This window comes from Micromonospora sp. NPDC049004, from assembly GCF_040649315.1.
Taxonomy (GTDB): Bacteria; Actinomycetota; Actinomycetes; order Mycobacteriales; family Micromonosporaceae; genus Micromonospora.
On the sequence record NZ_JBEZFG010000007.1, the window covers coordinates 46,709 to 72,239 of the forward strand.

Here is a 25,531-nt window from a genome sequence, read left to right on the forward strand (position 1 = left end):
GAGGCAACCCGATCCGCCCGTACCGTCGCCATGAACAGCCGCAACCAGTCGGCGCGCGACCTGGGCGTTCTCTAGTACCACCCCACACAGAAGGGCGGGTGCCGACCGGCACCCGCCCTTCCGCACATCCTCAGGCGACCGGCGCGAAGCCCGGCAGCCAGCGTTCCAGGATGCTGCGGTACGGCGCCTTGGCCTCCAACTGGCAGAGCACCCCGATCGAGCCGAGCGTCACCCGGTGGATGAGCAGGTACGACGGGGGCAGGTTGAGCTGCCTGCTCAGCTGGTACGTGGGGGAGCGAGGGCTGGCCAGCCGGCCCGCCTCGGCCCGCAGCCACGCCCGGGTGAAGCGGAACCCGTCGGCCGCGATGGGTTCCAGCATCGGACGGAGGAAGTCGAGGACCCCCTCGGCGTCGATCTCGTCGGTGGGGCCGATGAAACCCTCGTCCCGCAGTCCCGCCACCACCCCGTCCGCGTCGCCGCGCAGGGCCCGCCCGGCGATGAGGCCGATCGGCTCCGGCGTGCCCTCGGGCATCCGGGCCACCGCACCGAAGTCGATCACCCCGAGTCGGCCGTCGGGCAGCAGCCGGAAGTTTCCCGGGTGCGGGTCGGCGTGCAGAAGACCGGCCCGCTGGGGCGCGGAGAGGTGCAATGTGGCCATCAGGCGGCCGGCCTCGTCCCGCTGTTCCTCGGTGCCCTCGCGGATGATGTCCGCCAGCGGGGTGCCCGTCACCCACTCGGTGACCAGCACCCGGGGTGAGGCGGAGACCACCTCCGGGATGAAGATCTCCGGATCGTCGGCGTACGCGGCGGCGAAGGTGCGCTGCGACTCGGCCTCGAGCTCGTAGTCCAACTCCTCGGTGATCCGCTCGCGCAGCTCGACCAGCAGCGGCTTGACGTCGAGGCCGGGCTGGATCGCCCGGAACATGCCGCCCAGCCGGGAGAGCTGCTTGAGGTCGGCGAGCAGCGCGTCGCCGGCACCCGGGTACTGGATCTTGACTGCCACGTCGCGGCTGTTCGGCTCGCCGGACGGGCCGTAACCCGGCTCACGCCACCGGGCCCGGTGCACCTGACCGATGCTCGCCGCAGCAGCCGGGGTGTCGTTGAACTCGACGAACCTGTCGCGCCAGTCGGGGCCGAGCTGCTCGGCCAGCACCTTGTGCACGCTCGCGGCCGGCAGCGGCGGCGCGGCCTCCTGAAGTTTGGTCAGGGCCTGCCGGTACGGCGCGGCGATCTCCTCCGGAAGGGCCGCCTCGAAGACCGACAACGCCTGGCCGAACTTCATCGCCCCGCCCTTGAGCTGGCCCAACACGCTGAACAACTGCTCGGCGGTGCGCTGCTGGATCTCCGCGGAGATCACGTCGGAGGCGAGCCCGGTGACGCGCTTACCCATGCCGAGGACGGTCCGGCCGGCGAAGCCGAGCGGCAGAGCGGCGAGCTTGGCGGTCCGGGACACGGCCCGGCGCGGGATGTCGGTCACTTCGCCATTGTTACCGACCGGAGGGGTCCGCTGCTGCTGTGCGGCCGGGCTGGTGCGTACACCCGGCTCGACGAACACCCGCACGCCGGATGCGGCGGCCATCCCCGGCGGCGGAATCGGCCCGCCCCGGTGATCTCCATGGCGCCACCCAGTGTCTCGGGGTGGCCGCCGTCGAGGTGCGCCAGGACCTCCGCGACCGCGTACCCGATGGCAGCGAGCAGGGTGCCGGTCGCGCCGGCGGCCATCGGCTCAGCCGCGGCGAGCTGGGCGGCGAGCCCCGGCCAGGCCGGGTCGCGGTCGGCGCGATGCAGCTCGACGCAGCGCAGACAGGGTCCGGCGGGTGGTCGGACCAACGGCCCGATGACGGGTACGCCCTCGCGCAGGGTCACCAGCAGGTGCGGTTGACGGCGCTGGGCGAGACCGGCGGCGAGCAGCGCGGGCGGACGGTCCGTGCCGAGCTGGATCACCAGATCCACCCGGGCGGCCCGGACCGGGTGAGTGCCGGTACCCGGCGCGACACGCTCGATCGCCGCCCGGATCGCCGGGGCCAGCGGTCGGCCCAGCTCGGTGGCGGGGATGCCCGTACCGACCAGGTCGATCGGCCGTACCGGGCCGGTGAGGTGCGGGATCACCTGCCCGACGCCGGCCTGGGCCAGCGCCACCGCCAGCGGTCCGCCGAGCGCACCGGCGCCGGTGAGCAGCACCCGGGCCGCCCGCCGACGACGCAGAACCTGTGCGGGAGTGCCGGGCAGCCGGGCCGCGGCCAGGGCCAGCGCACCGGCCTCGGCGGCGAGCCGGGCCCGGACCGGTCCCGCCAGGTCGCGGGGGAGCAGGCTGTGCGCCGGCACCAGCAGGCCCGCCGCGCGCAGGGCGTCCAGCAGCGTACGCGCGTCGTCGGTGCCGACCTGGGCCGCGAGCGCCTGGGTCAGCACGTCGCGTTCGCTGCGGGTGCCGTCCAGCAGGTCGAGCAGGGCGGCGGTACGCGGGTTGGCCAGCTCCACCAGCACGGCGGGCCCCGGACCGACACCGATCTGGAGGGTGTGCCGATCCCGCCAGAGCCGGCTGAGGCCGGGAAGAAGCGTGGGGCGGGGCAGCGGGGTACGACTCATGGTGACGAATCGTGACCGCATCCCTGCGCTCGGTCGATCGTTGTCCACAGGCGGCCGGGGCGGTATCCAGCCTTGTCCACAGGATCTGGCGGGTTATCCACAGGCCACCGGGCGTGTTGTCCGCCACCCGACAGCCTGGCCGGCGTCCGCAGTGGCCCTTCTTCGGAACCGCAACGGGGGCGGGACGGCCACCACGGCCGTCCCGCCCCCGTCGATCCGTACGGTCAGACCTTCGCCTTGCCGAGAATCCGGTTCACTGTTGTGCCGCAAACCGGACACTTGCCCTTGGCCATGTTCATTCCGGTCTTCGAGACCTCCACGTGCCCCTCGAAGTCCCGCTTCTCCTTGCACTTCACGCAGTAACCGTTGTAGGTCTGGGCCTGGTCGGCCACGGTGCCCTCCTCGTCTCGTCCGCCGGTCAATACGGTCCCGGCGGGGTGCCCGGCGGCGGGCCACACGGGGCGCCGGCGCTGGGTCTCACTCCACGGTCACCTTCGTGACCGCTGGTCCGCGGACCCTACCCAGGTCTGGGCAGTTCCATGTCAGCTGTGCATCGGCCTGTGAGCAAGTCGACGTCGAGAGTGTGCATGGCGAATTAGGTCGGATAAGTCAGTTTGGCGGGGACACGCCGACCAAACCCTCACAGCCACCCGTGCGAGTGCCCCCGAGGCAGCGCGGAGCACAGTGATCACCTACGGTGGAGGGGAGCCCGCGCGGTGCCGCGCCGACGACGTACACGGTGGGTGACGAGACGTCCCGGCGGCGTCCCGGCGACGACCGGCCCAAGAAATTTTCGGGACGCTGGGCGACCAAACACCATTTTTTGGGCGCGTGTCGTGCGGTTGACTCTTGCGGACCCCTGGTCAGTACGCATTAGCTTTCCTTCGTGACACGTAGCCGAGGCTGCGCGGGCCAGTGATGGCGGGGACGCGTAAGCCGGTCGTCGAGGTGCGGCGCAGCCAGCGTCGGCGACGCACGGTGTCTGCGTACCGTGACGGTGAGCGGGTGGTCGTCCTCATCCCGGACCAGTTCTCCCGGGCCGAGGAGAGCGAGTGGGTCGACCGCATGTTGGCGCGACTCGCCGCCCGCGAGGGCCGGCTCGCCCGCTCGGACGACGAGCTGGTCGCCCGGGCCAACCGGCTGATCGATCTCTACCTCGGCGGGTACGGCGCGAAGGCGGTGCCGGCCAGCGTCCGCTGGGTCACCAACCAGAACGGTCGCTGGGGCTCCTGCACCCCCGCCGACCGCAGCATCCGCATCTCGCACCGCGTCCAGGACATGCCCGACTGGGTGATCGACTACGTGCTGCTGCACGAGTTGACGCACCTCATCGTGCCCAGCCACAACGCCCGCTTCTGGGCGCTGGTCGGCCGCTACCCCAAGTCGGAGCGCGCCCGCGGCTACCTGGAGGGCGTCGCCGCCGCCTCCTGCGCCCCCGTCCCCACCTGATCGACAGACGCCCCCGAGCACCCCGCCTGCGTACGCCCTGGTCGCGCGCTCTGGCTGCGCGCCGCTCTGCGCGTGCGTCGGGCCGTTTGTGCGGCGGGCCGTGCGGGCGCAGCCGTGCGCGCTGCAGCGCGCCGTGATTGGCAATCTTGGACAGTTTCCGTCAGCTTCGAACGGAAACTGTCCAAGATTCGGCCCGGGCGAGGGCTGGCCGACGTTGATCGACTCGGGTTTCGGGAAATCGGGGCATCCGGGCCACCGGGACACCCCGACTTCCGGGGGGACCCGATCAGGTGGTCGTGCGGCGGGATCGAGTCGGCCGAGGCGGGGCGCTAGGGTCGGGTCATGGCGCGGGTTGTGGTGGTGATGCTCGGGCGGGTGCACTGGTCGCCCCCCGGCGTCGACCGGGCGGAGTGGCGGGCGGCGCTCGCCGAGGACGTCATTGACCTGGTCGCCACCCTCAACGAGGTGGACGTCGCCGTCGCGGTGACCCCGGCCGACCGTCCGCTGGCGGACGCGCTGGTCTGGCCCGGCACCGCTGTCCACGAGGTGGCCGAGCCGACGCCGAACGCCGTGTTCGCCGCGTTGGACGGCTACGACCAGGCTGCCGTGCTCTCCGCTGACGTGCCCGACCTGCCCGCGCTGACCGTCGGCAAGCTGCTGCGCCCGCTCACCACCCGGTCGGTCGCCGTGGCGCCGGTGGAGGGCGGCGGCCCCGGTCTGCTCGGAGTGGCCGTACGACTGCCCGTGCCGGTGTGGTTGCCTCCGCTGGACCTGGACACGTCGATGCCGGCGGACGCCCGGGCCGGTGCTTCCGCGCCCGGGGACGTCGCAGTCACGGCCGGTTGGCGGCGGCAGCGCGGTCCGGCCGACCTCGCCAGCCTGGACCCGGCCTTCGAGGGCTGGGAGGCCACCCGCGCGTTGCTGTCCGGCTCGGGCCGTCCGGCCTGACCAGGCAACCGGGCACCCCGCCCGATCAGCCGCCTTGCGGACCGGGCAACCTGGCGCGGACATGGGCCGGGTGCCCGCCACCGCGTGGCGCGGGCACCCGGGCTCGCGCGTCAGGCCTTGCTGTCGCCGTCGGTGCTGCCGTCGCCGTCGGTGTTGGTGTCGCCCTCGGTGTCGTCGGGCTGGCCCGGCGCCTTCTCCTTTGCGCCACCGGGCGCGGTGAAGTCGAAGCTGTCCAGCTCGCTCAGGTCCATGTCATTCATCGCGAAGGCCACCGGGTCGGCGAAGTCGTCGTCCGACGGGAGCAGGTCCGGGTGACCCCAGACGGCGTCCCGGCCTTCGATGCCGCGGTGCTGGGTGAGCGCCGCCCACAGGGCAGCCGCCTCGCGCAGCCGGCGGGGGCGCAGCTCCAGGCCGACGAGCGCGGCGAAGGTCTGCTCGGCGGGGCCGCCGGCGGCCCGGCGGCGACGGAACGCCTCGCCCAACCGGACGACGTTGGGCAGGCGGTCACTGGCCGCGCTGTCCACCACGTGGCACACCCAGCCCTCGACCAGGGCCAGCGCGGTCTCCAACCGGGCCAGAGAGGCCTTCTGCGCCGGGCTGTCCTCCGGGGTGAAGATGCCTTCCAGGGCGATCGCCTGCATCGACTCCGGGTCGGTCGGGTCGACGCGGCCCATCGCCTCCTCGATCGCCTCGCGGTTGACCCGGATGCCCGAGGCGTACATCTCCACGGCGCTGAGAACGTGCCCGCGCAACCACGGGACGTGCTGGAACAGCCGCTGGTGGGCGGCCTCGCGCAGCGCCACGTAGAGACGGACCTCGTCCTCGGGCAGCTCCAGGCCCTCGCCGTACGCGCGGATGTTGGCCGGGATCAGCGCGGCCGTGCCGGCCGGGCCGAGCGGCAGCCCGATGTCACCGGCGGAGAGCACCTCCGCGGCGAGCGAGCCGAGGGCCTGCCCCAGCTGACCGCCGAAGAGCGCGCCACCGAGGGTCGCCACCATCGACTGCATCGGGCCGAGCTGGGCGCGCGCCTCCGGCGGCACCAGGTCGCCCATCGCGCCGACCATGCGGCTGGCCACCGGGTCGCAGAGCTTGCGCCACACGTCGAGCGTCTTGAAGATCCACTCATTGCGGTTCCAGGCGACCGGGGACTGGATGCCCGACGGCCAGGACGACGCCGGCTCCAACCACAGGTCGGCCAGGCGCAACGCCTCCTCCACCGCGTTGCGCTCGTACGGCGACACCGCCGGGTCGCCAGCGGCGGCGAGCTGGCTGGCCGCCACCTGCCGGGCCAGGTCCCAGTTGACCGGCCCGCTGCCCGGCGCGGAGAGCAGGTGCTGCAACTGCGACATGAACTGCTGCATCTGCGCGGGATCGTTGGGGTCTGGTGGTTGCCCACCCGGGAGCGCGAAACCGAACGGAATATCAGGCACGACGTCTACGGTACGCGGGCCGCGCCCCAGGTAGCCGCCGCTGGCGTTGCGCTGAGGGCGAAGTCGCGCGGCGCATCCGTCGGGTGGGCCCGACGCAATCGGTACGCTCTGGCGCATGAGACGTCGCGGCCTGACGGTCCTGCTCGGTGCCCTGTTCACCGCCCTGCTCAGCATCGGGGTGCTCCGGGTGCCGATCCCGTACGTGGTGCTCGGCCCGGGCCCGACGGTCAACACCCTCGGCACGGCCGACGGTAAGGAGGTCATCCAGGTCACCGGCCGGGAGACCTCCACCTCCGCCGGCCAGCTCCGGCTGACGACGGTGGGCGTGCAGCCGACGGTGCGGCTCCGCTCGGCCATCGCCGGCTGGTTCTCCGACGACGAGGCGGTGGTGCCGCGCGAGCTGGTCTACCCGCCGGGGGAGTCGACGGAGCAGGTCGAGCAGCGCAACGCCGAGGACTTCAAGGTGTCGCAGACCAGCGCCGAGACCGCCGCGCTGCGCGAGCTGGGCTTCCCCGTGCAGGTGGTGATCAAGACGGTCGCGGCGGACGGCCCGTCCGCCGGGGTGCTCAAGGTCGGCGACGTGGTCACCTCGGTCGACGGTAAGCCGGTGCCGGTGGCCGCCAAGGTCACCGAGCTGATCCGCGCCAAGCCGGCCGGTACGGCCCTGAGCATCGGTTACACGCGCGACGGCGCGGCGGCCACCGCGACGGTGACGAGCCGTGAGCAGGACGGTCGGCCGCGGATCGGCGTCGAGATCGACCAGCAGCAGCCGCACCCGTTCACGCTCGGCATCGACCTGGGGGACATCGGCGGCCCGAGCGCCGGCCTGATGTTCGCCCTGGGCATCGTGGACAAGCTGACCCCGGCCGACCTCACCGGCGGAAAGGTCATCGCGGGCACCGGCACCATCGACGACGAGGGCACTGTCGGCCCGATCGGCGGGATCGCCCAGAAGCTGGTCGGCGCGAAGCAGGCGGGGGCCAAGGTCTTCCTGGTGCCGGCGGACAACTGCGCCGAGGCGGTCCGCAACCCGCAGCCCGACCTGCCGTTGCTGAAGGTGGGCTCGCTGGACGAGGCGCTCACCGCTCTGGAGACGTTGCGCGCCGGTGGTCAGCCGACCCGCTGCTGACCGGTGTGACCGTGCCCCGACACGCTCAGGAACACCCCGTACTCTGGGTGCCTGATCGGAGCCGATCACATCGAGCGTGCGGAGCCAACAGTGGTAATGCGTAGCAGCAGCCCCCTGCCGAGGATGAGCCGGCGCGGCCGCGTCACCATCGCTGTCCTGGTCGGGGTGTTCGTGCTCTTCACCCTGCTCGGCTGGGGTGTCCAGGCCTGGACGGACTGGCTCTGGTTCGACGAGGTCCGCTACACCGAGGTCTTCACCGGTGTGCTGCTCACCCGGCTGACGCTGTTCCTCGTCATCGGGCTCGCCATGGCGGTGATCGTCGGCGGCAACCTGTGGCTGGCGCACCGGCTGCGTCCGCGGCTGCGGCCGCACTCGGTGGAGCAGGCCACCCTGGAGCGTTACCGGATGGCGCTCAGCCCGCGCCTCGGCACCTGGATCGCGCTCACCGCCGCCGTGGTCGGGCTCTTCGCCGGCCTGTCCGCGCAGAGCCGGTGGAACCAGTGGCTGCTCTTCCGCAACGGCGGTGACTTCGGGGTCAAGGACCCGGAGTTCGGAGTCGACATCGGCTTCTACGTCTTCCAGCTGCCGTTCTGGCGCTACCTGCTCGGTGTCGGCTTCACCGCCGTGGTGCTGGCCCTGATCGGCGCGCTGGCGGTGCACTACCTCTTCGGCGGGGTCCGCCTCCAGGGCATCGGCGACCGGATGAGCAACGCGGCCCGCGCTCACCTGAGCACCCTCGTCGCGGTGTTCGTGCTGCTCAAGGCCCTGGCGTACGTGCTGGACCGCCGGGCGATGCTGCTGGAGTACAACGAGGGCGCCAAGCTGTACGGCGCCGGCTACGCCGACGTCAACGCGCTGCTGCCGGCGAAGGAGATCCTGGCGTACATCTCGATCGTCGTGGCGATCGCGATCATCGTGTTCTCCAACGCCTGGATGCGGAACCTGGTGTGGCCGGGCATCTCGCTCGCTCTGCTCGGCGTCTCCGCCGTGGCGATCGGCGGCATCTACCCCTGGGCGGTGCAGACCTTCGAGGTGAAGCCGAGCGCCAAGGACAAGGAGGCGCCGTACATCCAGCGCAGCATCGACGCGACTCGTGCGGCGTTCGGGTTGGGCGCCACCGAGACCACGCCGTACGCGGCGAGCAACCTCACCCCACCGGCGAACCTGGCCACCGACACGTCAGTCGTGTCGAACGTGCGGCTGCTCGACCCGCAGCTGGTCAGCGAGACGTACACCCAGCTCCAGCAGGTGCGCGGCTTCTACGACTTCGGCCCCAAGCTGGACATCGACAGGTACGGGGTGAACGGCAAGACCTCCGACTACGTCGTCGGCGTCCGGGAGATCAACTACGGCGAGCTGACCGACCAGCAGAACACCTGGATCAACCGGCACACCGTCTACACCCACGGGTACGGCCTGGTGGCCGCCCCGGCGAACCAGGTGGTGTGCGGCGGGCAGCCGTTCTTCGTCTCGGGTTTCCTCGGCGAGCGGACCCAGGAGGCGTGCTCCTCGCAGACCGAGCAGATCCCGGCCAAGCAGCCCCGCATCTACTACGGCGAGCGGATGGCGCCCGACGACTACGCGATCGTCGGCCAGTCCGACCCGAACAAGAAGGCCGAGTTCGACAGGCCGGTCGGCGAGGGCGGCGGCGAGTCCTACACCTACACCGGCGAGGGCGGCGTCAAGATCGGCTCCTTCACCCGGCGACTGCTGTACGCCATCAAGGAGCAGGAGTCGAACTTCCTGCTCTCCGAGGCCGTCAACAAGGACTCCAAGCTGCTGTACGTGCGTAACCCGCGGGACCGGGTGGAGAAGGTCGCGCCGTTCCTCACCCTGGACGGCGACCCGTACCCGGCGGTGGTCGACGGCCGGGTCCAGTGGATCGTCGACGGCTACACGACGGCGGCGACCTACCCGTACGCCGAGCGGGTCAACCTCCAGGTCGAGACGACCGACGAGCTGACCAACCGGGGCACCTTCCAGCTGGCCCGGGAGGACGTCAACTACATGCGCAACTCGGTGAAGGCCACCGTCGACGCGTACGACGGCACCGTGACGCTCTACGAGTACGACGACACCGACCCGGTGCTCAAGGCATGGAACAAGGCGTTCGGCGGGGACCTGATCAAGCCGAAGGCGGACATCCCGGTCGAGCTGACCGAGCACCTGCGCTACCCGGCCGACATGTTCAAGGTGCAGCGCAACCTGCTCACCAAGTTCCACGTGACCAACCCGGGTGACTTCTACTCGGCGCAGGACTTCTGGCAGGTGCCGAATGTGCCGGACGCGCCGGACAGCGGCCAGAAGCAGCCGCCGTACTACCTGTTCACCCAGTTCCCGGGCCAGGAGGGCCCACGATTCCAGTTGACTTCGGCGGTCACCCCGAACGGCCGGCAGAACCTGGCCGCGCTGATCTCCGGGTCGTACGTCGACGGGAAGCCGCGGCTGGAGGTGCTGGAGCTGCCGGACCAGACCCGGATCTCCGGCCCGGTGCAGGTGCACCAGCAGATGACCAACAACGCGAACATCCGCCAGCAGCTCAACCTGCTCTCCAGCAACCAGGCGCAGGTGCAGTACGGCAACCTGCTCTCGCTGCCCTTCGCCGACGGCATGCTCTACGTCGAGCCCGTCTACGTGAAGAGCAACCAGCAGGACGCGTACCCGCTGCTGCAGAAGGTGCTGCTCTCCTACGGTGACGGCGGCTCGTTCGTGGCGCTCGCCGACAACATCAACGACGGCATCAAGCAGTTGGTGGAGCAGGGCAAGCGCGCCGGGCAGGGCACGTCGCCGCCGCCGACCACGGGCGGCAACCCCACCAGCCCGTCGCCGACCGCGACCCCGACGCCGGGTGGCACCAACCCGCCGCCGACCGGCGAGCTGGCCACCGCCGCGGACCGGGTGCAGGCCGCCATCACCGAGGTCCGCGCCGCGCAGGCCTCCGGCGACTTCGAGCGGTACGGTCGCGCGCTCAAGGCGCTGGACGAGGCGCTCACCGCGTTCCAGCAGGCGCAGCAGGCGAACAACCCGAGCGGCGGTGCGCCGCCGGCGCCGAGCGCCACCCCGAGCGCCGGCACGGGCGGCTGACCAGCGCCCGAGGAGCACCACGGAGCCCTCGTCGTCGGACCTGACCGGTCCTGGCGTCGGGGGCTCCGTCGCGTCCGTACGTTATGCCGGCCTGTCGCCTCTCCGACATGCTTTGTCCGGCTGAACCGCAACCCGCGACCGCCCGCCGCCGTCAGTGATGCAACGGGGCGCGGACAAGGGGGCAGGCGTGAGGGACGCACAGAGCTTCGACGAGTTCTACCGCAGCACCGCCCGGCGGATGATGCGCTACGGCTACGCGGTGACCGGTGACCACACCGAGGCGCAGGACCTCGTTCAGGAGGCGTTCGCGCGGGCCTGGCGGCAGTGGGGGCGACTGTCGGAGCATCCGGCGCCCGAAGCATGGCTGCGATTGGTGGTGTCCCGGCTGGCGAACGACCGCTGGCGGCGCCTGCACCGCTCGCGGGCGATGGTGAGCCGCAGCGGGCCGCCACCGACCGCGCCCCCACCGAGCGAAGACGGGGTGCTGCTCGTGCACGCGCTTCGCCAACTGCCGGCGGCGCAGCGACAGGCGCTGGCCCTGCACTACCTCTTCGACCTGCCGGTCGAGGAGATCGCCCGGGAGGCCGGCGTACCCCTCGGCACCGTCAAGTCCTGGTTGGCCCGCGGCCGGTCCCGGCTGGCCGTGCTGCTGCCCGACGTCCACATCGAGGAGCTGGAGGCGAACGATGTCAGCTGAACTCTCCGACCTGTACCGGTCGCTCACCGTCGTGGCCGACGGGGTGGAGGTGGCCCACCCCGAGCTGGTCCGGCGGCACGCCGACCGGCGGGCGCGGGTCCGGGTGGCCGGCAGTGCGCTGGCGGTGGCGGTGCTGCTCGGCGGGGTGGCCGTCGGGGGGCGGCTGGCGTTCTCCGCCGACCGGCCCGCGCCGCTGCCACCACCGGCCGCCACGCCGGTCTCCCCACTGCCGACGGGGTCGGCTCGTGCGCCCTCCTCGTCCCCGTCCGCCTCGCCGTCGACGGCACCCTCGTCCCCGACGCCGTCGCGCGCGACCCCGAGCGGTACGCGGTCGGCCGAGCCCACCGGCGGAGCGAGCGCCCACCCACCGACCTCGATCCCGGACCGCGCCTTCTTCGTCCTGGCGGCCGCCAACCGGACCGGCCTGGAGTCGACCGCGCCGGGCCCGGTCCTGCCGCCGCTGTGTGGGACCCGCTATCGGAGCGAATCGGCAGTGGTGCAGCGCCGCGCCCGGTCGATCGCCTACAAGCGACCGGAGACCCCGCAGGGGAACGTGCCGGACGGCAGTTACCGGCACAGCATCGCGATCTACCGTCCCGGTCGCGCCGACGACGCGCTGCGCGAGTTGCGGCAGGCCGTCCGCGCCTGCCCGCAGCAGACGATGCCCGACGACACCAGGATCTGGCGGCAGCGACTGCTGGACCCGGGGGCGTACGGCGACGAGTCGGTGCTGTTCGAGCTGCGAGCCCCGTACCCGCAGGGCATGGGCGACCCGGGCGCGTACGAGGTGCGACTGGTCCGTGCGGTCCGGGTCTATGACGTGGTGACGGTGCTCTGGGAGCAGGGTTGGGAGTACACCGCCGCCGAGCGCGCGCAGGTCGACGCGGACAGCCGGCGGGCGGTGGCGGCGATCGAGAAATGGCTGGGCTGACGGCGGTATCGGAGTCGTTTTGCGGTGCCCCGGGTCGGTGCGCTACGGTTAACGAGCCGACGCGGGGTGGAGCAGCTCGGTAGCTCGCTGGGCTCATAACCCAGAGGTCGCAGGTTCAAATCCTGTCCCCGCTACGACTGAAAGCCCGTCTCCGGAGATCCGGGGGCGGGCTTTCGCCATGTCCGGAGCCCGTGTCCGGAGCCCGTGTCCGGGCCGCCGAGGCCCCCGCTGATCATCGTCGGGGCGGATGGGTTAGGGTTAACCAGTCGACGCGGGGTGGAGCAGCTCGGTAGCTCGCTGGGCTCATAACCCAGAGGTCGCAGGTTCAAATCCTGTCCCCGCTACCACGGAAAGTGCACACCGGAACCCGGCCCCAGATCGTGGGGCCGGGTCTTCTGTTTCCGGCCGAAGGCCGCCCACCACCGGCGCGATGGGTGCGAGGTGCTCGCCGAATCCGATCACCTCTGTGGATTTCGATCTGCTCCGTCCGAACGGCGTGAATTCGGCGTGGACCGTCGTGCCGAGGTTGCGTCCTTCGGCGAGGATGGGCGCATGTCTTCATTCGGGAAGTGGTGGGGCCGGCTCAGCGCGGTCCTCGGTGCGGTCGTCCTGGCGGTCTTCGTGCCGGTCGCGGCCTGGGCGTCCACGGGGACCGGCGAGTTGGTGGTGGAGGCCGCCCGGCGGCGCTCCCGTGGCGGCGGCTTCGGTTTTCTCGGTCTGCTCTGCTGCCTCGTGGTGGTGGCGATCATCGTGTTCCTGGTGCTGCGTCTGACGCGCAACCGGCGAGGTGGCCCCCCGCGCTGACCGTCGCCCATCGGGCCGGCCGTCGACGACCACCTGTCGACGACGGCCGGCCGGGCCGGTTGGCAGGCGTGGCGGGCGGCGGTGGTCCGCCGGTGGGTCAGGCTGCCAGGGCGGCGTTGGCCTGGGCGAGGAAACGTGAGGTCGCCGCCCGCGTGCCGGTACGCCGGGCGCGGAGGCTCTCCGCCGCGGTGACCAGCAGGGAACGCACCTTGGGGTGGCCCTTCGGCGGTGGCGCGGGGGCCGGCCCCAGCTGGTCGGCGATGCTGGCGCCGAACGCGGCGGCGCGCTTCTGAGCAGGGTCGGTGATGCTGCCCTCGGTGTAGCGGCGCACGGCGAGACTGGCGTTGAGACCACGCTCGTGGCCGAGGATGGTGCCCGCCTCTCCGTTCGTGGTCAGGAAGTTGATCACGTCGGCCACCGCGTCCGGGTGGCGGGTGCCCCGGAACCCCGCCCAGTACATCGACGCCCGCGCCCACTGGGCGCCCGGCGGGCCGGGGAAGCCCACGACACCCAACTCGGAATCGCTGAGTCGTTGCATCTCCGGCAGTTGGTGGGACCAGGCGAAGGACGCGGCGGTCAACCCGGTGACCACCAACTGCCGGGCCGGTTCCCCGCTGTCGGCCTGCTCGACGAGGGCCGCGCCCGGCGTGGCGCGTCCGGTGCGGGCGCGCTGCCACAGCTCGAACCAGGCGATCAGCTCCTCGGCGCCGAAGCCGAGCTGCCGTCCGCGGTAGAACTCGCCGCCCTGGGACCGCAGCCAGAGCCAGAGGGCGCGGTAGTCGCCGGACGCGTCCATCGTGCCGGCCACCTGGCCGTTGCTCGCCTCGGTGACCTGTTGCGCCCAGGCGATGTAGTCCGCCCAGGGCATCCCGCCGCGCGGCTCCGGCACCCGCAGCTCGCGCAGCAGGTCACGGTTGAAGACCACGGCCGCGAGAGTCTGCCCGGCGGCCACCGCCATCGTCCGCCCGTCCACGGTGCCGTAGCGGATCAGACCCTCCGGCAGGCCACGCAGGTCCAGTCGGTTGTCGGCGGTCGCCTCGGTGAGGTCGAGGGCGATCTGGCGTTCGGTGTACTCGGTCAGCATGGCGTCGTCGAGCTGGATCAGGTCCGGAACGTTGCCGCCGGCCGCCTGGGTGGCCAACCGCTCGTAGTAGCCGTCGGCGCCCTGCCAGGTGACCCGGAAGCTGACCTGCGGGTTGCGCTGCGAGTACAGCCGGAGGGCCTTCTCCGTCAACTCGGCCCGCCTCGCCCCGCCCCACCAGAAGACCGACAGCTCGATCGGCCCGTCCTGGGTCGAGGTGTCGGCGCCGTCGCTGCATCCGGCCAGCCCGCCGGTGGCCAGCAGGGGTGCGCCGAGCAGCGCGGTGAGCACTCGGCGTCGGCCCGGGTCGGCACCGAAGCGGGCGATCGGGGGACGGGCAACGGGCACGAGGTCTCCTGGCACGTACGGACGGGTCGGACCATTCACGCAGGCGGCGCAGGAGGGTGTCAACGTCCGTCCGGTCACCCGGCAGCCCGCAGGTGGTATGGGTGGCCGGAACGGGCCCCTCGTCGTCGCGTGGTGTACTAGGGCGCGTGGAACTTCTGCACTCGGGCAAGGTCCGGGACGTGTACGCCGACGGCGACGACCTGATTCTGGTCGCCTCGGACCGCATCTCGATCTACGACGTGCCCCTCCCGACACCGATTCCGGACAAGGGCCGGCTGCTCACCGCCCTCTCGCTGTGGTGGTTCGAGCAGCTCGCCGACCTGGTGCCGAACCACGTCATCTCGGCCACCGACGTGCCGGCCGAGTTCGCCGGGCGGGCCATCCGCTGCCAGCGGCTGGACATGGTCCCGGTCGAGTGCGTCGCCCGGGGTTACCTCACCGGCGGCGGCCTGCGGGAGTACGAGCGCACCGGCGCGGTGTCCGGCGTACCGCTGCCGCGCGGGCTCGTCGAGGCGTCGATCCTGCCCGAGCCGATCTTCACGCCGTCGAGCAAGGCGCCGGCCGGTGAGCACGACGAGCCGATCACGTACGCCGACGTGGTGGACAAGGTGGGCGAGGAGACCGCCGAACGGCTGCGACAGATCACCATCGACGTCTACCGGCGCGGTGCCGAGCTGGCCGCCGACCGAGGCATCCTGATCGCCGACACCAAGATCGAGCTGGGCTGGGCGCCGGACGGCACCCTGGTGCTCGCCGACGAGCTGCTCACCTCCGACTCGTCGCGGTTCTGGCCGGCCGAGTCGTACCAGCCGGGCCGGGTGCAGTTCTCCTACGACAAGCAGTACGTGCGGGACTGGGCCACCGGCAGCGGTTGGAACAAGCTGCCTCCGGCGCCGGACGTGCCCGCCGAGGTCGTCGAGGCGACGCGCGCCCGCTACGTCGAGGTCTACGAGAAGCTCACCGGCAACCGCTGGAGCTGAGCGGGCCGCCAGGCCCCTCGGTCCGCCGGGTCTCTCGGTCCGCCGGGTCGCCCGCTGCGCCGGGTCGCCCGCTGCGCCGGGTTGCGCGCTGCGCCGGGTCGCGCGCTGCGCCGGGTCGCTCGCTGGGCCGGGTCGCTCGCTGGGCCGGGGCACCACTGTGCGTCCTTTGCTCTGCTTCAACCGGCGCAACACTCAGGGCACCTTTCTGTTGCCTCCGCTGAAGCAGAGCAAAGGACGCACACGTGGGTGCTTGGCCGGGCACGGTTGGCTGGGACGGTTGGCCGGTCCGGCACCGGGCCTACGGCACTCCAGCCGGGCGTCCGCGCGCCGCTTCGTCCGGGCGTCCGCGCGCCGCTTCGTCCGGACGCCTGCGCGGCGCTTCACCTGGTCGCCTCTGTCACTCCACCCAGTCGAGCGTGCGCTGCACGGCCTTGCGCCACTGGCGCAGCTCGCTGTCGCGTAGCTCCGGTGCCATCGTCGACTCCCACTGCGCGTCCGAGCGCCACTGCGCGCGCAACGTAACCAGGTCCGGCCAGAAGCCCACCGCCAGGCCGGCCGCGTACGCCGCGCCGAGGCAGGTGGTCTCGGTGATCCGGGAGCGGACCACCGGCACGTCGAGCACGTCGGCGAGGAACTGCATGAGCAGGCCGTTGGCGGTCATCCCGCCGTCCACCCGGAGTCGGCGCAGCGCCACGTCGGAATCGGCGTTCATCGCGTCGACCACCTCGCGGGTCTGCCACGCCGACGCCTCCAGCACCGCCCGGGCCAGGTGCCCCTTGGTGATGTAGCCGGTCAGCCCCGCGATCACGCCGCGCGCGTCGCTGCGCCAGTGCGGGGCGAAGAGCCCGGAGAACGCCGGCACCACGTAACAGCCGCCGTTGTCGTCCACGGTGCGGGCCAGGTCCTCCACCTCCGCGGCGCTGGAGATCAGCCCGAGGTTGTCGCGCAGCCACTGCACCAGCGAGCCGGTGACGGCGATGGCGCCCTCCAGGGCGTACGCCGGAGGTTGGCCCTTGATCTGGTACGCGACGGTGGTGAGCAGGCCGTGGGTGGAGGGCACCGGGCTGGCGCCCGTGTTGAGCAGCAGGAAGCTGCCGGTGCCGTAGGTGCACTTCGCCTCGCCCGGCTGGAAGCAGGTCTGCCCGAACAGGGCGGCCTGCTGGTCGCCGAGTGCGCTGGCCACCGGCACGCCGGCGAGCACGCCGGTGGCGGTGCCGTACACCTCGGCGGAGCAGCGGATCTCCGGGAGCATCGCCGCCGGCACGCCCAGCGCGTCCAGCAGTTCCGGATCCCAGTCGAGGGTGGCGAGGTCCATCAGCATGGTCCGGCTGGCGTTGGTCACGTCGGTGACGTGCTCGCCGGTGAGTTTCCAGATCAGCCAGCTGTCCATCGTGCCGAAGAGCACCTCGCCACGCTCGGCGCGCTCGCGCAGGCCGTCGACCTCGTCGAGCAGCCAGCGCAGCTTCGGGCCGGCGAAGTAGGTGGCCGGCGGCAGGCCGGTGCGGGCCCGCAAGCGCTCCTCGCCGTACGCCGAGGCCAGCTCGCGCAGCAGCGGCCCGGTGCGGGTGTCCTGCCAGACGATGGCGTTGGCCACCGGGCGGCCGGTGGCCCGGTCCCAGACGACTGTGGTCTCCCGCTGGTTGGTGATGCCCACGGCGACGAGCCCGGCCGCGTCGGTGCCGGCGGCCTGCAGCGCCTCGGCGACCACCTGCTGGACGTTGTCCCAGATCTCCTCGGCGTCGTGCTCCACCCAGCCGGGCCGGGGGAAGATCTGCCGGTGCTCGCGCTGGGCCGAGGCGACGATGTCCCCGGCGGAGTCGAAGACGATGCACCGCGAGGAGGTGGTGCCCTGGTCGATGGCGGCGACGTACTCGGTCCTCACGGCAGCACCGTACCCAAACCGGCGGCGCGGAGCGACAGACGTCACGTTGGCCGGGGCTTCGCCTACGATGTGCGAACGTGCGCGACATCGCCGTTTTCAGTGGAACCGCCCATCCCGACCTGGCTGCCGAGATCTGCGCCCACCTGGGGGTGCCGCTGCATCCGGTGCGGGTCTCCCGGTTCGCCAACGACTGCCTGGAAGTGCAGTTGCAGGCCAACTGCCGGGAGCGGGACGTCTTCCTGATCCAGCCGCTGGTCCCCCCGGTGCAGGAGAACCTCGTCGAGCTGCTGCTGATGATCGACGCGGCGCGGGGCGCGTCCGCCGGCCGGATCACCGTGGTGCTGCCGCACTACGCGTACGCCCGCTCGGACAAGAAGGACGCGCCGCGCATCTCGATCGGGGCTCGGCTCGTCGCCGACCTGCTCACCTCGGCGGGTGCGGACCGGGTGCTCGCGATGACCCTGCACTCGCCGCAGGTGCACGGCTTCTTCAGCGTCCCGGTGGATCATCTGCACGCGCTGCGCGAGCTGGCCACCCACTTCCGGCGCTACGACCTGAGCGACACGGTGGTGGTCTCGCCGGACCTGGGCAACGCCAAGGAGGCCGCCGCCTTCGCCCGGCTGCTCGGCACGCCGGTGGCGGCCGGTGCGAAGCAGCGGTTCAGCGACGACCTGGTCAAGATCAGTGCCGTGATCGGCGAGGTCGCCGACCGGGACGTCATCGTGCTGGACGACGAGATCGCCAAGGGCAGCACCGTGGTCGAGCTGATGGAGCATCTGCGCGGCCTGAAGGTGCGCTCGATCCGGCTGGCCTGCACGCACGGCCTGTTCTCCGGCGACGCGCTGCGGCGGCTCAGTGACCAGGACGGCGTGTTGGAGATCGTCTGCACCAACACCGTCCCCATCCCGGCCGAGAAGCGGGTCGGGAAACTCCAGGTCCTCTCGGTGGCTCCCGCCCTGGCCGAGGCCATGCGCCGGATTCACAACGGGGAGTCGGTCTCGGCCCTGTTCGGGTGAGCCCGCCCGCGCCGGGCCCGGTCTCAGCGCTTGGTGCGGTCGGTGGCGGCGAGGGTGGCGGCGATGCGGACGGTGGTGCCGGCGGCGCTGGTGGCGATCTCCATGGCGTCGGTCAGCTCCCGGGCCAGCCAGAGACCCCACCCGCCGGCGGTGTCCGGGGCGGGACGGCTCCGGTCGCCCAGCCGCTGCGGGGTGATGCCCTGGCCGTGGTCCGCCACCTCGCAGAACAGCCCGCCGGGCTCCCGCCAGAGCCGCAGCCACCCGCGCCCGCCGCCGTGCCGCACGGCGTTGGTGATCAACTCGTTGACCGCCAGCACGAAGTCGTCCAGCCGTTGGCCGTCGAGGCCGGAGGCGTGCGCGCAGGAGGTGACCGAGTGTCGAATCTCGGTCACCTGGGCCTGCTCGAAGGCCTCGGCGATCAGGAGGGAGGGTTCGATGGGCACAACCGTACGCGGTGCGTGCGGATCTGCATTCGTCATGGCCCGTCCCGACAGCGGATCTCGGAGTATTTCGCGGCTTTTCAACCGTACGTCAGGGTTCCTTGATGTGCACTCCGTGGCCCCGCGCCGCCGGCCCCGCTGTGGCATCCTGACCGCCATGCCGTCGCCGTCGGGTGGTTTCGAGGTGCCGCTCTGGCGGGCGCTCACGGTGTTCCGGGTCACCTCCCTCGGGTACGTCTGCGCGCTCGCCGTACGCGACGCCGACCGGTACGACCACCCGTTCGCCGTCGGCGCCCTGGTCCTGGCGATGATCCTCTGGACCGGCGTGACAGCCGTCGGGTACGCCCGCTCCGCCTGGCGCCGCTGGCCGCTGCTGCTGGCCGACCTCGGGGTGGTGGTCGCCATCGTGCTGTCCACCCCCTGGGTGATCGGACGGGAGGCGCTCGCCCACGGCGTACCCACCCTGGGGGTTGCCTGGATGGCCGGCCCGGTGCTGGCCTGGGCGGTCTCCGGCGGCCGGCGGCGGGGCACGGTGGCCGCGCTGCTGGTCGCCGGCGCGGACGTGGCCACCCGGGAACGGATCAGCCAGTCCTCCTTCACCGGAGTGATCCTGCTGCTGCTCGCCGGGGTGGTGGTCGGCCACGTCGCCCGGCTCGCCGTGGCCGCCGAGGAACGCCTGCAACACGCGGTGGAGTTGGAGGCGGCCACCCGGGAACGGGAACGACTGGCACGCGACATCCACGACTCGGTGCTCCAGGTGCTGGCGCTGGTGCAGCGGCGCGGCGCGCACCTGCCCGGCGAGGCCGGCGAACTGGCCCGGCTCGCCGGTGAGCAGGAGGCCGCGCTGCGGGCGCTGATCGCCGGCACCGCACCGGCCGACGCCGGGGCGGAAGCGGTGGACCTGCGCGGTCTGCTCGGCCGGTACGCGTCGGCGGCGGTGTCGGTCTCGGCCCCCGCCACCCCGGTGACCCTGCCCCGGCAGGTGGCCGGCGAGTTGGCGGCCGCGGCCGGCGCGGCCCTGGACAACGTGGGCCGCCACGCCGGCGGGCGGGCCTGGGTGTTGATCGAGGACGAGGGGGAGACCGTGACCGTGTCGATCCGGGATGAGGGGCCGGGCATCCCGGCCGGCCGGCTGGTCGAGGCCGCCGCGCAGGGACGGCTCGGCGTGGCCCAGTCGATCCGTGGCCGGGTGACCGACCTCGGGGGTACGGTCCGGATCATGTCGACCCCCGACGCGGGCACCGAGATCGAGCTGATCGTGCCGAGGACGTAGCGGTGACGGCGGTGCGGGTGATGGTGGTCGACGACCATCCGATGTGGCGCGAGGGCGTGGCCCGCGACCTGGCCGAGGCTGGCTTCCTGGTGGTGGCGACCAGCGGCGAGGGGCGACAGGCGATCCGGGTGGCCGCCGCCGCCCGCCCCGACGTGGTGATTCTCGACCTGCAACTACCGGACATCTCCGGGGTCGAGGTGGTCGTCGGGCTGCGCGCCGCGCTGCCCGAGGTCCGGGTGCTGATGCTCAGCGCCAGCGGCGAGGAGCAGAGCGTGCTCGACGCGGTCAAGGCGGGCGCCACCGGCTACCTGGTGAAGTCGACGGCGCCCGCCGCGTTCCTCGACGCGGTCCGCCGCACCGCCGCCGGTGACCCGGTCTTCACGCCCGGCCTGGCGGGGTTGGTGCTGGGGGAGTACCGGCGGATGGCCGCCGGGCCGGGGCAGGACGCGACCGGGGACGCGGAGCCGGGAACGCCCCGCCTCACCGACCGGGAGACCGAGGTGCTGCGCCTGGTGGCCAAGGGAATGTCGTACAAGCAGATCGCGCAGCGGCTCGGCCTGTCCCACCGGACGGTGCAGAACCACGTCCAGAACACGCTCGGCAAGCTGCAACTGCACAACCGGGTCGAGTTGACCCGTTACGCGATCGAGCGTGGCCTGGACGACTGATCGGCTCAGACCGAGCGCGGCGGCTCTGTCTCGTGGATGGCCAGCTCCTCCGCGGTCGCCCCGCCGCCCGCCGACCCGGCGTCGTACGCCACGGAGTCGGTCTCCTGGTCGGTGTGCGCTCCCTCGTCCGGTTCCACGAGCCGGCCCACTGTGGCGTCGGCGACCGTGCCGAGCTGGCCGTGGTCATAGAGGGAGACCGGCGAGTTGGGATCCGACGTCGGCCCCGGGTCCATCACGTCGGCGTCCAGCTGGGCCTCCGCCGCCGCGGCCTCGTTCTCCGCCTCGAAGGCGATCTTCGGGTCGACCGGGCCGGCCAGTGGGTCGTCCACCGGGCGTTCGTAGACCTCCCGATCGAGCTTGTAGTCCAACGACTCCCCGTCGAGTTGCTCCTCGGCGGTCGTCCCGAAGCGGTCAACGGCCACCGGCGTCCGGTCGCCGGGCAGCTGGGCCGGCTCCGGGCCGTCCGCCTCGCGGCCGGTGAGCACGTCGTCGTTGGCGCTCGAGTCGTCATCGGCGGTGTCGGGCAGCCCCTCCGCCTCGGTGTCGGACACGGGGGTCGGGTACTCGTTGTCGCGCATGTCTGATCACTACCCGCTGCCCTCCCGCCGTAACCGGAGCACCGCCGGTCATGCGGCGGCGAACCGGACACCGGGTGCGGGAGGTCCGTCAGCCCTGCGCTGCCTCGTCGTCCGGGTGCAGCACGCACCAGACGACCTTGCCGTCCGGCACCATGCTGGTGCCCCACCGGCGGGCCACGGTGTCGATCAGCAGCAGACCCCGGCCGCCCACGCGGTTCGGCGGGGACAGACCTTCGAATGTGGGCCGGCGCGACGAGTGGTCCCGAACCGCCAGGTGCAGGGTGTCGTCCTGCGGCGCCAACCGGACGCTCATCGGAGTCCGGGCGTGCGTGACCACGTTGTTGACCATCTCGGTGACCGCGATCTGCGCCGGCTCGGTCAGGGCCGGCATGCCCCAGCGCACGCAACCGGTGGCGACCAGCTCGCGGGCCTGCCGGGCGGACTCCGGAGTCGGCGGCAGCTCGGCGGTCAGCACCGCCGCCAGCGGGGCCGCCGCGACAGCGGCCAGCGCGGCGTCGAGGGTGGGCCAGGCCGGCACACCCGCCAGGACGGCGTCGGGGCGACCGGGTCCGGAGACCGCCGGGTCGCACAGCAGCAGGTCCGCGGCCGGCCAGTCGGCGATCTCCCGGCGGACCTCGGCGAAGACACCCTGCCCGGCCGGGTCGGTGACCCGCAACCCGGTCACGTCGGCGACCACCGGGCCGGGCCGGTCGCTGAGCCGTGCCAGCAACGCGTCGTGAACCCGGGGCGCCGCGGCGGTGTCGAGCACCCCGCTCAACCGGATGACCGGGGACGACTCGTCGACCTCCACCCGGCAGCGCTCGTTCACTCCGATGGTCGTTTCGGGGTGCGGCCCGCTGACGTACGGCGCTTGCGGTCGGTCGACGCCTGTCATCAGCGAACCGATCGGGATCGGCGGTTCATGGCCATGGTGCCGACAGCGGTGCCGGCCGCGGCGAGACCGAACGCGGCGGTCATCCGCACCAGCTGACGCCGTCGACCGTGCCAGCCACCGCTGCGGCTGGCCTGCCCGTCGGCGTGGAACACGTTGCCGGTGCTGTCGAGCCGGGCGCCGGGGCCGAACTGGGTGCGGTGGGCGTACCAGCCGAGGGTGCGTTCGACAAGGGCCGGCGCCAGCCGCCACTGCAGGCCGAGCAGCCGTGCGGCGCCACCGGCGTACGCCTCGCGGCGCGGCCGGCGCAGCAGCCGCACGATCGTCTCGGCGACCACTTCCGGCGGGTAGATCGGCGGGGGTGGCACCAGCTCGCGACCGCTGTGGTTGGCCGCGTGCCGGAAGAACGGGGTGTCGATGGTGGCCGGCAGGACGGTGCAGACGGAGATCTGCCCCCGACCGGTCACCCGCAGCTCCTGCCGGACGGTGTCGGCCAGCCCACGGATGCCGTGCTTCGCGGCGTTGTACGCCGACTGGTACGGCATCGCCACCTCGGCCAGCACCGACGCGTTGTTGACCAGCACGCCGCCGCCGGCCGCGCCGAGGTACGGCAGCGCGGCCTTGATGCCGTGCACAGTGCCCAGCAGGTTGACCTCCAGCACGCGCCGGAACTCGGCGACGGGGATCTCGTCGAACAGGCCCACCGCGCTCACGGCGGCGTTGTTCACCCAGGCGTCGATGCGGCCGAATTCGCCCACCGCGCGGTCGGCCAGCCGTTGCACCGACTCCAGATCGGTCACGTCGGTCGGGACGGCCACCGCCCGGCCGCCCAGCTCCCGGCAGCGCTGCGCGACCTGTCGCAACGCGGGCCCGCTGCGGGCGGCGAGCACCACCGCCGCGCCCCGGCGGGCCAGGGCGTACGCGGTGGCCGTGCCGATCCCGCTGGAGGCGCCGGTGATCACCACGGTCGAATCGTCGAGGGTGCGGGTCAGCGGCATTCTGCAGCGGTACCCCCGGTCGGGCCCGGTCATACCAATCGCCGCCCGACGATCATCGGATCCGCCCGGTGCACCGGGCGAAATCGGGGCTCATGTGGTTGCCGTGGCGCAAGTGTCGGTGGCACCTGCGGTGACTGTTCCCGATCTGCCAGGTTTCGGCTCGGGGCTCTGAGGTTAATGGGACGCTCTGACCGGGACCGCCGAGGAAAAGATCGCAGGGAGGTGACCCATGCGCGTCGGCCTCGTCTGCGCGCACACCAGCTCGTACCGGCATGCCGACGGCCCGCCGGTCGGCACCCAACAACACATCGCGCGGGTCGCCGCCGAACTGGCCGGAAGAGGCCACGACGTCCGCATCTACGAACGTCGGGACGACCCTGACCTGCCGGCGACGGCCGATGTCGGCGGCTATCGGGTGCACCGGGTGCCCGTCGGCCCGGCGACCGCCCTGCCCACCGCCGGTCTGATCCCGCACGTCACCGAGTTCGGGCGCTGGCTGACCGACGAGTGGGGCGGTGCCTGGCGCCCCGAGGTGGTGCACGGGCACTACTGGATCGGCGGCCTGGCCGCCGCACACGCCGTCCGGGAGACCGACATCCCGGTCGTGCAGACCTTCCACTCGCTCGGTGTGGAGCAGCTGCGCCACCTGGGCGGCGAGTACGACGGCCCGGGGGAGCGGATCCCGCTGGAGCGGGCGCTGACCCGGGCGGTGGACATCGCCGTCGCCCAGTGCAACGACGAGGTGGACGAGCTGACCCGGATGGGTCTGCAACGTACCTCCGTGGCGATGGTGCCGGCCGGGGTGGACACCGCGCAGTTCCACCCGGACGGCGAGGCGGCCCCGCGCGAACAGCGGGCCCGGATCCTCTCCGTCGGCGGACTGTCCCCGGGCCACGGCCAGGACGACCTGATCCGGGCGATGCGGCTGGTCGGCGACGCCGAACTGGTGATCGCCGGTGGCCCACCGGCCGGCCAGCTGGCCAACCACGCGGAGGCGCGTCGCCTGCGCGAGCTGGCCGAACGGGCCGGGGTGGCCGAGCAGGTGCGCCTGGTCGGGGCGGTGCCGCACGACCAGATGGCGACCTGGTACCGGTCGGCCGACGTGGTGGCCTGCACGCCGCACTACTCCTCGGCGGGACGGGTCTCCCTGGAGGCCATGGCCTGCGGGGTGCCGGTGGTCGGTTACGCGATGGGCGGCCTGGCGGACGCGGTGGTCGACGAGGTCACCGGCCGCCTGGTGCCCCCCGGTGACGTACGCACGCTCGGGGTCTCCCTGCGCCGGCTGCTCGCCGACAACGCCGGCCGGTTCGCGTACGGGCACGCCGCGGTGGACCGGGTTCGCAGCAGTTACACGTGGGAACGGACCGCCGGTGCCCTGGAACGCCTCTACGAGCGGGTGGTGAGCCGCCGCAAGCCGGTCGAGGCGTGAGCGGGGTGCCGCCGGATGCGCGGGTCGGTCAGACGGACCGGCCCGCGCTGACCATGGCCCGGTCGTGGCGGTGCGCCACCGAACGGTGCTGCTGCGGCTGCGCGTAGCGGGTCAGGCCGATCACGGCGGCCAGGGTGACCAGGAATCCGGCGGCGGCCAGCCACTCCCGACCCGGCCAGATCTTGTCGTTGAGCAGCAGCAGGCCGACGATCGCCGCCGGCACCGCTCCGGCGGCGTCCATGGCGGCGACCGCCGCGGTCGTCGAGCCGCGCTGCATGGCCAGCCCGAGCAGCAGTTGGCCGACGATCGAGTGGGCGATCAGCAGGTAGAACAGCGGGTTGGCGAGGAACGCCTCGGCCGACGGCGCGGAGGCCAGCGGCCGGGCCGCCACGGCCGCCGACGAGAACGCCAGCCCGGCCAACGAGCCCAGGGCCACCGACCCGGGCGCTCCGTGCAGCCGGACGGCGAAGACACCGAGCACCGCGATGACGCCGAGCGCCGCCAGCAGGGCCACCGAGCCGGCGGTGCCGAGCTGCTTCGACGGCGCCGGCCGCGCGGCCAGCACCAGCGCGGTGATCCCGGCGAAGAGCAGGGCCAGCAGGGCCACCTCCGCCACCGGCATCCGCCACTTCAGCACCAGAACGCCGATGATGGCGGTCACCCCGAGCCCGGCCGCCACGCTCGCCTGCACCAGGAACAGGGGCAGGTCCCGTCGGGCCAGGAAGGCGAGCACGAACCCGCCGATCTGACAGCACAGCCCCACCAGGTACGTCCGGTGCCCGGCCAGGCGCAGCAGCAGACCCGGATCGAAGGTGTGGTGCACTGTGGTGCGCGCCGCAGCCACCGACTGGAGCAGGTTGGCGAAGCCGTACGCGACGATCATCGCCG

23 protein-coding genes and 2 tRNA genes are annotated in these 25,531 nt (G+C 72.5%); 14 read left to right on the forward strand and 11 right to left on the reverse strand.

Going from position 1 to position 25,531, the window contains the following annotated elements; genetic code table 11:
• Positions 1-130: 130 nt before the first annotated feature.
• The 3 genes from AB0B97_RS21315 to AB0B97_RS21325 form a co-directional block, all read right to left on the reverse strand.
• Positions 131-1,477: an AarF/ABC1/UbiB kinase family protein gene (locus AB0B97_RS21315; RefSeq protein WP_234587657.1), complete on the reverse strand. Its 1,347-nt coding sequence runs from the start codon at positions 1,475-1,477 to the stop codon at positions 131-133.
• Positions 1,474-2,586 (reverse strand): hypothetical protein, encoded by a 1,113-nt coding sequence (locus tag AB0B97_RS21320; protein WP_357495798.1) that lies wholly within the window; start codon positions 2,584-2,586, stop codon positions 1,474-1,476. Before AB0B97_RS21320 ends, AB0B97_RS21315 begins: the two co-directional genes overlap by 4 nt.
• A gap of 224 nt (positions 2,587-2,810) precedes the next feature.
• Positions 2,811-2,978 carry a DUF5679 domain-containing protein gene (locus AB0B97_RS21325; RefSeq protein WP_007464795.1) on the reverse strand — a complete coding sequence of 56 codons (168 nt, stop codon included), beginning with the start codon at positions 2,976-2,978 and terminating at the stop codon, positions 2,811-2,813.
• 526 nt (positions 2,979-3,504) lie between these two features.
• Here AB0B97_RS21325 and AB0B97_RS21330 point away from each other — a divergent pair.
• Positions 3,505-4,035 (forward strand): M48 family metallopeptidase, encoded by a 531-nt coding sequence (locus AB0B97_RS21330; RefSeq protein ID WP_234587656.1) that lies wholly within the window; start codon positions 3,505-3,507, stop codon positions 4,033-4,035.
• Between the two features lie 342 nt (positions 4,036-4,377).
• The gene (locus tag AB0B97_RS21335; protein ID WP_357495800.1) at positions 4,378-4,983 is read left to right on the forward strand and encodes a hypothetical protein; all 606 of its coding nucleotides are present in this window, start codon (positions 4,378-4,380) and stop codon (positions 4,981-4,983) included.
• A 110-nt stretch (positions 4,984-5,093) separates the two neighbouring features.
• Here the strand turns inward: AB0B97_RS21335 and AB0B97_RS21340 are convergent, their stop codons facing one another.
• Complete coding sequence (locus AB0B97_RS21340; protein WP_357495802.1) at positions 5,094-6,413, reverse strand: zinc-dependent metalloprotease; 1,320 nt, start codon at positions 6,411-6,413, stop codon at positions 5,094-5,096.
• Positions 6,414-6,528: 115 nt separating this feature from the next.
• Here AB0B97_RS21340 and AB0B97_RS21345 point away from each other — a divergent pair, with 115 nt between their 5' ends.
• From AB0B97_RS21345 to AB0B97_RS21375, 7 genes are all read left to right on the forward strand, one after another.
• Positions 6,529-7,542, forward strand: a complete 1,014-nt coding sequence (locus tag AB0B97_RS21345; RefSeq protein ID WP_357495804.1) for a PDZ domain-containing protein — start codon at positions 6,529-6,531, stop codon at positions 7,540-7,542.
• Between the two features lie 96 nt (positions 7,543-7,638).
• Positions 7,639-10,626, forward strand: coding sequence for a UPF0182 family protein (locus AB0B97_RS21350; protein ID WP_357495806.1), 2,988 nt, complete (start codon positions 7,639-7,641; stop codon positions 10,624-10,626).
• Between the two features lie 187 nt (positions 10,627-10,813).
• A complete protein-coding gene (locus tag AB0B97_RS21355) occupies positions 10,814-11,323 on the forward strand; it encodes a SigE family RNA polymerase sigma factor (protein ID WP_234587648.1) in 510 nt (169 codons plus the stop codon).
• The gene (locus tag AB0B97_RS21360) at positions 11,313-12,254 is read left to right on the forward strand and encodes a hypothetical protein (protein ID WP_357495808.1); all 942 of its coding nucleotides are present in this window, start codon (positions 11,313-11,315) and stop codon (positions 12,252-12,254) included. The genes AB0B97_RS21355 and AB0B97_RS21360 overlap by 11 nt, the downstream gene beginning before the upstream one ends.
• Positions 12,255-12,314: 60 nt before the next feature.
• A tRNA-Met gene (locus tag AB0B97_RS21365) sits at positions 12,315-12,388 on the forward strand.
• A 136-nt stretch (positions 12,389-12,524) separates the two neighbouring features.
• Positions 12,525-12,601 (forward strand) — tRNA-Met (locus AB0B97_RS21370).
• A gap of 205 nt (positions 12,602-12,806) precedes the next feature.
• A complete protein-coding gene (locus tag AB0B97_RS21375; protein WP_089019121.1) occupies positions 12,807-13,058 on the forward strand; it encodes a hypothetical protein in 252 nt (83 codons plus the stop codon).
• Positions 13,059-13,155: 97 nt separating this feature from the next.
• Here the strand turns inward: AB0B97_RS21375 and AB0B97_RS21380 are convergent, their stop codons facing one another.
• Positions 13,156-14,487 (reverse strand): extracellular solute-binding protein, encoded by a 1,332-nt coding sequence (locus AB0B97_RS21380; RefSeq protein ID WP_357495811.1) that lies wholly within the window; start codon positions 14,485-14,487, stop codon positions 13,156-13,158.
• 146 nt (positions 14,488-14,633) lie between these two features.
• On the opposite strand from AB0B97_RS21380, the gene AB0B97_RS21385 reads away from it, so the two are divergent.
• The gene (locus tag AB0B97_RS21385) at positions 14,634-15,467 is read left to right on the forward strand and encodes a phosphoribosylaminoimidazolesuccinocarboxamide synthase (protein ID WP_357495813.1); all 834 of its coding nucleotides are present in this window, start codon (positions 14,634-14,636) and stop codon (positions 15,465-15,467) included.
• A 397-nt stretch (positions 15,468-15,864) separates the two neighbouring features.
• On the opposite strand, the gene glpK is transcribed toward AB0B97_RS21385, so the two are convergent.
• On the reverse strand, positions 15,865-17,349 hold the full coding sequence (gene glpK, locus AB0B97_RS21390) for a glycerol kinase GlpK (protein WP_357495815.1): 1,485 nt from the start codon (positions 17,347-17,349) through the stop codon (positions 15,865-15,867).
• A 77-nt stretch (positions 17,350-17,426) separates the two neighbouring features.
• On the opposite strand from glpK, the gene AB0B97_RS21395 reads away from it, so the two are divergent.
• Positions 17,427-18,365, forward strand: a complete 939-nt coding sequence (locus tag AB0B97_RS21395; RefSeq protein WP_357495817.1) for a ribose-phosphate pyrophosphokinase — start codon at positions 17,427-17,429, stop codon at positions 18,363-18,365.
• A 23-nt stretch (positions 18,366-18,388) separates the two neighbouring features.
• On the opposite strand, the gene AB0B97_RS21400 is transcribed toward AB0B97_RS21395, so the two are convergent.
• Entirely contained in the window at positions 18,389-18,844 is a 456-nt protein-coding gene (locus AB0B97_RS21400; RefSeq protein WP_357495819.1) for an ATP-binding protein, read from the reverse strand.
• 118 nt (positions 18,845-18,962) lie between these two features.
• Here AB0B97_RS21400 and AB0B97_RS21405 point away from each other — a divergent pair, with 118 nt between their 5' ends.
• Both AB0B97_RS21405 and AB0B97_RS21410 read left to right on the forward strand, forming a co-directional pair.
• Complete coding sequence (locus AB0B97_RS21405) at positions 18,963-20,078, forward strand: DUF5931 domain-containing protein (protein ID WP_357495822.1); 1,116 nt, start codon at positions 18,963-18,965, stop codon at positions 20,076-20,078.
• A gap of 20 nt (positions 20,079-20,098) precedes the next feature.
• Positions 20,099-20,746 carry a response regulator transcription factor gene (locus tag AB0B97_RS21410; protein ID WP_357496237.1) on the forward strand — a complete coding sequence of 216 codons (648 nt, stop codon included), beginning with the start codon at positions 20,099-20,101 and terminating at the stop codon, positions 20,744-20,746.
• Positions 20,747-20,751: 5 nt separating this feature from the next.
• On the opposite strand, the gene AB0B97_RS21415 is transcribed toward AB0B97_RS21410, so the two are convergent.
• The 3 genes from AB0B97_RS21415 to AB0B97_RS21425 form a co-directional block, all read right to left on the reverse strand.
• Entirely contained in the window at positions 20,752-21,324 is a 573-nt protein-coding gene (locus tag AB0B97_RS21415; RefSeq protein WP_354861350.1) for a DUF5709 domain-containing protein, read from the reverse strand.
• 88 nt (positions 21,325-21,412) lie between these two features.
• Complete coding sequence (locus tag AB0B97_RS21420; RefSeq protein WP_357495824.1) at positions 21,413-22,219, reverse strand: ATP-binding protein; 807 nt, start codon at positions 22,217-22,219, stop codon at positions 21,413-21,415.
• A complete protein-coding gene (locus tag AB0B97_RS21425; RefSeq protein ID WP_357495826.1) occupies positions 22,219-23,214 on the reverse strand; it encodes an SDR family oxidoreductase in 996 nt (331 codons plus the stop codon). Before AB0B97_RS21425 ends, AB0B97_RS21420 begins: the two co-directional genes overlap by 1 nt.
• 229 nt (positions 23,215-23,443) lie before the next feature.
• On the opposite strand from AB0B97_RS21425, the gene AB0B97_RS21430 reads away from it, so the two are divergent.
• On the forward strand, positions 23,444-24,643 hold the full coding sequence (locus AB0B97_RS21430) for a glycosyltransferase (protein WP_234587631.1): 1,200 nt from the start codon (positions 23,444-23,446) through the stop codon (positions 24,641-24,643).
• A 28-nt stretch (positions 24,644-24,671) separates the two neighbouring features.
• Here the strand turns inward: AB0B97_RS21430 and AB0B97_RS21435 are convergent, their stop codons facing one another.
• Positions 24,672-25,526: a hypothetical protein gene (locus tag AB0B97_RS21435; protein ID WP_357496239.1), complete on the reverse strand. Its 855-nt coding sequence runs from the start codon at positions 25,524-25,526 to the stop codon at positions 24,672-24,674.
• Positions 25,527-25,531: the final 5 nt, after the last annotated feature.

Coding starts and splice junctions, on each gene's coding strand:
- AB0B97_RS21320 (WP_357495798.1), bottom strand. CDS start 2,586: ATGAGTCGTACCCCGCTGCCCCGCCCCACGCTTCTTCCCGGCCTCAGC.
- AB0B97_RS21330 (WP_234587656.1), top strand. CDS start 3,505: ATGGCGGGGACGCGTAAGCCGGTCGTCGAGGTGCGGCGCAGCCAGCGT.
- AB0B97_RS21335 (WP_357495800.1), top strand. CDS start 4,378: ATGGCGCGGGTTGTGGTGGTGATGCTCGGGCGGGTGCACTGGTCGCCC.
- AB0B97_RS21345 (WP_357495804.1), top strand. CDS start 6,529: ATGAGACGTCGCGGCCTGACGGTCCTGCTCGGTGCCCTGTTCACCGCC.
- AB0B97_RS21350 (WP_357495806.1), top strand. CDS start 7,639: ATGCGTAGCAGCAGCCCCCTGCCGAGGATGAGCCGGCGCGGCCGCGTC.
- AB0B97_RS21360 (WP_357495808.1), top strand. CDS start 11,313: ATGTCAGCTGAACTCTCCGACCTGTACCGGTCGCTCACCGTCGTGGCC.
- AB0B97_RS21375 (WP_089019121.1), top strand. CDS start 12,807: ATGTCTTCATTCGGGAAGTGGTGGGGCCGGCTCAGCGCGGTCCTCGGT.
- AB0B97_RS21400 (WP_357495819.1), bottom strand. CDS start 18,844: ATGACGAATGCAGATCCGCACGCACCGCGTACGGTTGTGCCCATCGAA.
- AB0B97_RS21405 (WP_357495822.1), top strand. CDS start 18,963: ATGCCGTCGCCGTCGGGTGGTTTCGAGGTGCCGCTCTGGCGGGCGCTC.
- AB0B97_RS21410 (WP_357496237.1), top strand. CDS start 20,099: ATGGTGGTCGACGACCATCCGATGTGGCGCGAGGGCGTGGCCCGCGAC.
- AB0B97_RS21415 (WP_354861350.1), bottom strand. CDS start 21,324: ATGCGCGACAACGAGTACCCGACCCCCGTGTCCGACACCGAGGCGGAG.
- AB0B97_RS21420 (WP_357495824.1), bottom strand. CDS start 22,219: ATGACAGGCGTCGACCGACCGCAAGCGCCGTACGTCAGCGGGCCGCAC.
- AB0B97_RS21425 (WP_357495826.1), bottom strand. CDS start 23,214: ATGCCGCTGACCCGCACCCTCGACGATTCGACCGTGGTGATCACCGGC.
- AB0B97_RS21430 (WP_234587631.1), top strand. CDS start 23,444: ATGCGCGTCGGCCTCGTCTGCGCGCACACCAGCTCGTACCGGCATGCC.
- AB0B97_RS21435 (WP_357496239.1), bottom strand. CDS start 25,526: ATGATCGTCGCGTACGGCTTCGCCAACCTGCTCCAGTCGGTGGCTGCG.